Annotated in this window: 5 protein-coding genes and 1 pseudogene; 2 read left to right on the top strand and 4 right to left on the bottom strand. The window is 65.6% G+C overall.

From position 1 onward, the window contains the following. Nucleotides 1-592 precede the first annotated feature (592 nt). Nucleotides 593-1,003 (top strand): hypothetical protein, encoded by a 411-nt coding sequence (locus FVW20_RS08445; protein ID WP_307831437.1) that lies wholly within the window; start codon nucleotides 593-595, stop codon nucleotides 1,001-1,003. A gap of 129 nt (nucleotides 1,004-1,132) precedes the next feature. On the opposite strand, the gene FVW20_RS08440 is transcribed toward FVW20_RS08445, so the two are convergent. From FVW20_RS08440 to FVW20_RS08425, 4 genes are read right to left on the bottom strand one after another with little or no spacing between them, the layout of a single operon-like run. Next, nucleotides 1,133-1,822: a GNA1162 family protein gene (locus tag FVW20_RS08440; protein WP_196609072.1), complete on the bottom strand. Its 690-nt coding sequence runs from the start codon at nucleotides 1,820-1,822 to the stop codon at nucleotides 1,133-1,135. Next, on the bottom strand, nucleotides 1,815-2,339 hold the full coding sequence (locus tag FVW20_RS08435) for a DUF4810 domain-containing protein (protein WP_196609071.1): 525 nt from the start codon (nucleotides 2,337-2,339) through the stop codon (nucleotides 1,815-1,817). Before FVW20_RS08435 ends, FVW20_RS08440 begins: the two co-directional genes overlap by 8 nt. Next, nucleotides 2,336-2,695 carry a hypothetical protein gene (locus tag FVW20_RS08430; RefSeq protein WP_196609070.1) on the bottom strand — a complete coding sequence of 120 codons (360 nt, stop codon included), beginning with the start codon at nucleotides 2,693-2,695 and terminating at the stop codon, nucleotides 2,336-2,338. The genes FVW20_RS08435 and FVW20_RS08430 overlap by 4 nt, the downstream gene beginning before the upstream one ends. An 8-nt stretch (nucleotides 2,696-2,703) precedes the next feature. Further along, entirely contained in the window at nucleotides 2,704-3,678 is a 975-nt protein-coding gene (locus FVW20_RS08425; protein WP_196609069.1) for a CsgG/HfaB family protein, read from the bottom strand. A 290-nt stretch (nucleotides 3,679-3,968) separates the two neighbouring features. On the opposite strand from FVW20_RS08425, the pseudogene FVW20_RS08420 reads away from it, so the two are divergent. Beyond that, nucleotides 3,969-4,235: pseudogene (locus FVW20_RS08420) on the top strand (glycosyltransferase); the annotation flags it as partial.

The following is a 4,235-nucleotide window of genomic DNA, read 5'->3' as shown; positions in this document are numbered from 1 at the left end:
GTGGCGGCAGGGGGGGCGGCAGGGGGGGCGGCGTCGGGTGCGGGCGCGGGCTTGGCGCAGCCGGAAAGCAGCAGGGCCGCGGTCAGCAGCAGCGCCAGAAGGGGCAGCGGGGTCCGCGTGGCGGCGGTGGCGAAAAGGCGAAGCGGGCGAATGCCGGGCACGGTTCCTCCGTTGGGCGGGTGACGGCTGGGACAAGGGACGGGGCCGGTCGGGAACGGACGGGGCGCGGGCGGTTTGATCCCGGTCGCAGCCGCCCGTTCAGGTGGCGTACATCCGTTGTCATCGTCTATCCGCGTGGGTGCGGGCCGTCAATTGGATGATGCCGCCGGATGATTCCCGCCGGATGATTCCCCCGGACGAGGCCCGATCAGCGGTGGAGTGCGGGCGTGGCGGCCAGCGGGCGCAGGGTGTCCGCACCGTGGCCTGCATCTTCCGGGTGTCCATGTTGTGCGGGGGGTTGCGGCGGGCTGCGGGTACGGTATGGTGGGGCCAAGTACCTCAGGAACAACCGGAACGCACGGGGTGGACAATGCACGCGGCACAATCAGTTTGCACCCGGAGGGCACGCGAACGGGCGCAGCGCGCCGGACACGTGAGCGACCGTGCCGACCACATCGGGCACGGCGAAGCAACCGGCTTCGTCCGCCGCGCGCCCCTGGCAGTGCTTGTGCTGCTGGCGGTGCTGCTTGCTCCCGCCCGCCCCGCCATGGCGCTGGACGACATCGCCAACCTCAAGGGCATGGGCGTGGTGGCGGCGGGGCAGGTGAAACGGTTGGATTGTCCCATGTCAGGCCGGTTCGACTGCAACTCGTGGCCCACCAATTTCCTGAAGTTCGAGTACGAAAACATCTGCTTCGCCACCGACCCCGGTACGTGCGGGGCCTATTGCAAGGGCATTCTGGCCACGGACAAGAGCAAGTCGGTGTATTTTTTCGAATCGCTACCGGGGGGCGACCTGGCCCAGCGTCGTGCGCGCGGGTATGAGTGCCCGCCGGGATTTTAGAGCCATCGTGATTCGGCAACACTCCCTGCGGGATTGCTCCAAATAGTCCCCGCCAGACGCACGGCACGAAAAACGGGCGGAACCGCATGCGGTCCCGCCCGTATGTTTTCATTGCCTGCGGTTCCGCGCCTACTTGTCGGCGGCCTTCTGCACGAACACCTTGTGTTCGGTGTCCTTCTCGTGCTGCGGGTGGTACGGCCCGAAGGGCATGGCGTTGAGGGCGATGGCGTTGGCCTGCATGGCGTAGGGCACGTAGTCGGCCATGGCGGTGTTCATGGCCGTCACCACCACCTGCACCAGCAACCCGGCCAGGCCGCCGCCGGTGTTGTGGTTGGTCAGGTCTATGACCACCGTCCCGGAATAGTTCCACATCTTTTCGCCGGTAGTGGTGGACTTCAACTCGCACTCAACGGCCACGGTCAGGTACGAGGCCACCACGGCGTACGAGGTGTCCCATTTCTTGATGCGGGTAAACAGCACCGCGTCGGCCCCGAAGTATTCCTTCAGGGTGTTCAGCGGCAGGTCGTACAACTGATGTCCGTCGGTGATGCCTTCATGGGCCAGGATGTCCGAGGACACTTCGTACGGCAGCACGTAGTACCCGGTGAACACCAGCGGTTCCTGGATCGTGGTGGAATAATACGTGGGCGCGTCCGCCGCCGTGGATTCGTTGATGGGCGGCAGCACCACGATGGAACGCGGCTTCTGTTCGTACATCAGCGGAAAGAGTTCCGCCTTGGTGGATTGCTGCGCGGTGTGGGCGCAGCCGCCCAGCAGGGCAAGGGCCAGCAGCAGCGCGGCGGCGATCAGCCTATTCATGGGTGGCCCCCTCCCCGGCGGGCAGCACGGGCGCGTCGTTTATCGCATCGGCGGGGGTGATGACGCCCCCCTTGCTGGCCGCGTCTTCTGCCGCCGGTTTCTCCGCTCCGGTTCCGGACGAGGTGTCCGCCCAGGCCAGCAGGCGCGCGGTGAACACCTTGGATTCCGGGTACAGGCGGTTTTCCGCTTCGAAGTGCTTCTTCGCTTCGGCCATCTGGCCCGCCTTCAGGTGGATGTAGCCCAACTCGGCGAAGATGCCGGGCGGCACGGGCAGGTTGCGCTGTTCGGACTTGGCCACGATGTCCTGCATGGCCTTGATGTGCTTGTCCTGCTGGTCCTGCGCGGGGTTCTTGCGGCAGGCGTAGAGGGTGGAGGAGTAGTTGTCCATGCAGTACATGGCGTTGCCGGGCTTGGCGCAACCGGTGCACAGCACGCACAGGGCGGCGGCCAACAGCGCCAGTTGCGCGGTTCGCAGGGGATTTGCCAGGGAGTGAGTGGTCTCGTGCGCCATGGTCATGGGACAAGAATCTCCTTGGTCATGCCCGCGCCCACCAGCACGGTGCGGTTCACCACCACCACGCCGTCGCGTTCGACGATGACGGTGTAGCGGCCCGGAGCCACCTCGTACACGGTGTCCTTGGTCTTGGGGGTGGTGTTCCAGTCCTTGGCGCCGCTGGACTGCCCCAGGGTGAAGGGGGGCAGGTCGTTCAGGCGGGCCACGGCGCCCCTGGCGTTGCCGGTGAACCAGAAATAGGCCTTGGTGTCGCCCTGCACCACGCCCTCGCGCGAGGCGCAGCCCGCGAACAGCCCGGTCAGCAGCAGCACGGCGGCCAGCGCCGACAGCGTGGCGATGCGTATGGATGTCTTGTGCATTATGCCCCCTAGCGAACTTCGCGGATGAACAGTTTGCCGTAATCGTTGGTGGCGTCCCACGCGGCCAGCGAACCTTCCTGCAACGCGCAGGCGGAAACTTCGCTTTCCGGCGTGTCACCCAGGGTGGCGGCCACGCGCAGCCTGCCCACCACCTTGCCGGGCAGGACGATGTCCATGTTGGTCTGTGGGTTGCGCACCTTCTGCCCCTCGGCCACCACGTCGAACAGGTCGCCCGCCTTGATGTTCTGGGTCTTGCCGCCGGAAATCAGGTACTGCCCGCCTTCCTGGGCCAGGATGTAGCCCTTCCAGGGGCGTTCCAGCAGGTTTTCGATGATGTTCGACGACACGTTGGTGATGGCCGCCTCGATGGCCTTGTCGTTCAGCGTGGTGTCGTACCCGGCGCGGCTGCCCACGCCCATGATGCTGCCCGCCTCGGAATAGGCCTCGCCGCTGCCTTCCTCTGCATGGATGATCTGGCCGGTGGAAACCTCCACCAGGCGGATGTGCACCTTGGCGAAGGCCACCTGGCGCTTGGAGCGGCTGAACACGCCCACGTCGCCCACGTCCTTGCGCCCGAATTCGGTGACGGAGCCCAGAATCAGGTAGTCCGCCATGTTGCGGTATTCGCCCGCGCCGCCGATGCCCAGTTCCTTCTGTATCTTGTCCAGGTCGGCGCGTTCGATGAGGATGAACTTTTCGGTGGCCACCAGCTTGGAGGACAGGATGTCCACGGCCTGCTTGCCCAGGCGGTCGCGCGAATCCTTGTCCAGAAAGAAGCTCTGGCCGTACTTGGTCTCGTTGGTGAAGCGACCGATGGCGACTTTCCGCTTCACGCCCTTCTTGTCCATGGCGGCGGCCTGCTGCACGGTAGGACTTACCGCTGCCGGTGCACCCTCCACGCGTTCCGCCTTGGGCCGCTCGGTGGTGGCGCATCCTGTCATCAGGAGTGCTGCTGCCAGAAAGGGAATCAACCTTTTCAACACGTTGTGCCTCCCCAAAGGTTAGAACGGAAAATGAAAGTGATTGCTTACCAATAGATACACGTCTTTACAATATGCATGGGGGGTTACTGATTAGATTTGCGAACTTGTATAGTGCGGGTCGATGGGGAATCGTGCCGCTGACATTGCGGCGGCATGCACCCAGGGGCGCCCTGCGCTGGCCCGCCGCGGAGCGCGCCGGGGTGTCATGCTTTGCCCGTACCTGCCGATATGCTACGGAAAGCGCACGCCTCGCCGCGCGGGGCCGCGCCCTTACATTTTCCGGAGGTTTCATGCCCGCCACCGACGCCCCCCTCGCCAAATGGATGTTCCTGCACCTGCTGCACGGCCTCAGCCAGTCCGGCTACGCCATGGCCGGGGCCAACGAACTGCTGGGCGAACTGGACAAGCTGCCCCCGCAGCAGCAGAAGGCGCGGGTGCTGTTCGGCACCGGGCTGCTGCGCCAGGCCCTGCTGCTGAACCCGCTGGACGCCGGGCTGCGCGGGCTGGTGGGGCAGCTTGGGGCCATGGCCGCGCCATCGCCCGCCTATGCCGCGTGG

This window comes from Nitratidesulfovibrio oxamicus, assembly GCF_015731765.1.
In the GTDB taxonomy this organism is placed as follows: domain Bacteria; phylum Desulfobacterota; class Desulfovibrionia; order Desulfovibrionales; family Desulfovibrionaceae; genus Cupidesulfovibrio; species Cupidesulfovibrio oxamicus.
This window is presented reverse-complemented; position numbering and strand designations above follow the sequence as displayed.